General features: G+C 48.6%; 2 protein-coding genes. Both read left to right on the top strand.

Annotated elements, in window-relative coordinates; translation table 11 throughout:
- Positions 1 to 272: 272 nt before the first annotated feature.
- Positions 273 to 1796, top strand: coding sequence for a gluconokinase (locus ACI31J_RS03205; RefSeq protein WP_439773005.1), 1524 nt, complete (start codon positions 273 to 275; stop codon positions 1794 to 1796).
- A 21-nt stretch (positions 1797 to 1817) separates the two neighbouring features.
- Positions 1818 to 3064: gluconate:H+ symporter (locus ACI31J_RS03200; protein WP_439773004.1), on the top strand; the 1247-nt coding region annotated here is incomplete at its 3' end.

Genomic DNA, 3064 nt, shown 5'->3' with positions numbered 1-3064 from the left:
AAGATGAATTTTCTATTTCATCTGTATACTTAGAGGGCATTATAGCCGAAATGTGGGAGGTTTTTTGTTTTTAAATAGTCAATCGATTCATGAAAAGAAAGGTGGCTATGGCAAGGATGGTTAAGACTTTGGGCTTTATCAAAGTCTTAAATAGGTTATTAATATAGGGAAACGTTTTCCTAATTGCTTAAAACGTGTTGACAACGCTTACACCTGCTGCTATATTATTGGTGTATCGATAAACCAAAGCGCTTACAAAGGAGAAATGGGAAATGGACTACTTAATTGGCGTGGATGTTGGCACAACCAGTACTAAGGCTGTGCTCTACAGTCAAAATGCACAAGTCATCAAACAGTTCAGCCAGGGTTACTCCCTGTACCGCAACGCAAGTGGAATGGCGGAACAGGATCCGGGTGCAATGGTGGAGGCTGTGGAAAAGGTCATCCATGACGCTGGACAGGAAATAGATTTTAATACGGGGAAACTGCTCGCAGTCTCCTTCTCCAGTGCTAATCAGAGTTTAATTTTGCTGGACAAGAAGTTTCGGCCGCAGACCCGGGTGATTACGTGGGCTGATACTCGTGCCCGTCAGGCCGCCGATAGACTAAAGCGGTCAGAACTTGGCAAGCAAATGTATGCCAATACCGGGACACCGATTCACCCAATGTCGCCGCTTACGAAACTCTTGTGGTTAAAAGAAACAGCTCCCGAGAAGCTTGCCCAGGCAGCGTATATCGCGGATATAAAGTCTTACCTCTTTTACTGTTTCTTCAAGACGTTTAAAGTCGACATCTCGATTGCCTCCTGTACCGGAATGATGAACATTAACACGGGCGATTGGGATTCCCAGGCCCTTGAAATCACCGGGATCAAGAAACAGCAGCTTCCCGAGATTGTTAATGGAACGACGCAAGCAATTGGTCTGACCGATGAGGCATGCGAAAAAATGGGAATTCCACAGGATACCCCCTTCGTTTACGGGGCATTCGACGGGGCCCTTTCCAACTTGGGAGTCGGGGCGATCAAACAGGATACCGTTGCAATCACAATCGGAACTTCTGCGGGAGTCCGGGTTGTCACGGATCACCCAGTTATCGATCCTCAAGAACGACTATTTTGTTATGCCGTTGACAACGGTCTCTGGGTAGTTGGTGGGCCGCTTAATAATGGGGGAGATGTTTACCAGTGGGCAGTCGAGCACCTGGTAACGCCAAGTGCCGTCAAGAATGAAGGCACTGATCCTTTTACCTTGGCAAACGAGGTAATTGCAGGGGAACCGGCCGGCGCGAATGGCTTAATATTCCTGCCGTTTCTGGGCGGTGAGCGTGCACCACTGTGGGATGCCAATGCCCGGGGGAGCTTCTTTGGTCTCAACAACCTTCATACGCGGGCCGATATGCTGCGTGCCGTGATGGAGGGAATCAACATGAATATCGCCACGGTCTTCTCTGCCGTTTGCGACCTGGTTGGGCAACCAACTAGTGTAACGGCGACCGGTGGTTTTGCACGGTCGGAAGTATGGCGACAAATGCTGGCAGACGTTCTGAACTGTCCGGTTAATATTCCGGAGTCCTTTGAATCCGGCTGTTTAGGTGCCGTCACGATGGCGATGAAGAGCCTCGGAATGGTTGGTAGTCTTACCGCGGTCGAGGATCTGATTGGTAAGGAAATGTCATATAAGCCTCAGCCGGATGCAGTTGCCACCTACCAGAAGTTCTTACCGCTCTTCCAACAAGTTGAGGGCCTGTTGACACCGGCTTACTCCACAATTGCCAAATTACAACAGGAAAAATGAAAATAGACGGAGGTTAGTTTCATGCCATTATTGATTGTCTTAATTGGCGTCATTTTGTTAATCTTTATGATCGTCAAGCTCAAACTTAATACGTTTGTTTCTCTTGTTATTACTTCATTCATTGTTGCCCTGCTGTTAGGCATTCCGCTTACTAAAATACCAACCACGATCGAAGCTGGTATTGGGAGCCAGCTTGGTCACCTGGCGATCATCTTTGGCTTCGGGTCAATGCTTGGCCAACTTGTTTCCGATGCCGGTGGTTACCGGATTGCGACTACTTTGATTGATAAGTTTGGTCGTCGTTGGATTCAAGTTGCCGTCATCCTGGCCTCATTCATCATTGGCTTGGCCCTCTTCTTTGAAGTTGGTTTGGTTGTTGTATTGCCGATTATCTTCATTATTGCTCGGGAACTGGATATGCCGTTGATGTACCTCGGTATTCCGATGGCGGCCACGTTGAACGTCACCCATGCCTTCCTGCCACCGCACCCGGCACCAACCGCCATCTCTGGCATTCTTGGTGCCAACTTGGGACACGTGTTATTGCTCGGGATCATCGCAGCGATTCCAACAATTATCATTGCCGGGCCGGTTTTCAACTGGTTCCTGCACAAGGTTTACCCACAAGTTTACCGGAAGAATCTGGACATTTCGGTTCTTGGCGAGTACAAGGAATTCAAGCTGGACGAAACACCTAAGTTTGGTATCTCTGTACTGACTGCCATGATGCCGGTTATCCTGATTGCCGTTGCGACTATTTGTTCGTTTGTCTTCCCAAAGTCCAACCCGGTTAACGAGGCTATTCAATTCATTGGTGCCCCCGACCTGGCGATGCTCCTTTCACTGATTTTTGCGATCTTTACAATGGGGCTTCACCGCAACAAGACGATGAACCAAATCACCGATTCAATGGTTATTTCCGTTAAGCAGATTTCTGTTATGCTACTGATCATCGGTGGGGGTGGGGCCTTCAAACAGGTCCTTGTTGATGGTGGTATTTCCAAGTACATCTCTGATCTCTTTACGCAGACCAGCATTTCGCCAATCCTGGCTGCTTGGTTAATCACCGCCCTATTGCGGGTATCACTTGGCTCTTCCACGGTTGCGGCTATGACGGCTGCCGGCCTGGTTGCACCAATGGCTCACCAGTTTGGGTCCAATTCTGCCATGGCAGCGTTGATGGTATTGAGTATTGGTGCCGGATCAGTCTTCTGCGACCACGTTAACGACGCTGGTTTCTGGATGATTAAAGAGTACTTTGGCCTCTC

This window comes from Limosilactobacillus sp., from assembly GCF_051873075.1.
Classification (GTDB): Bacteria; Bacillota; Bacilli; order Lactobacillales; family Lactobacillaceae; genus Limosilactobacillus.
This window is presented reverse-complemented; position numbering and strand designations above follow the sequence as displayed.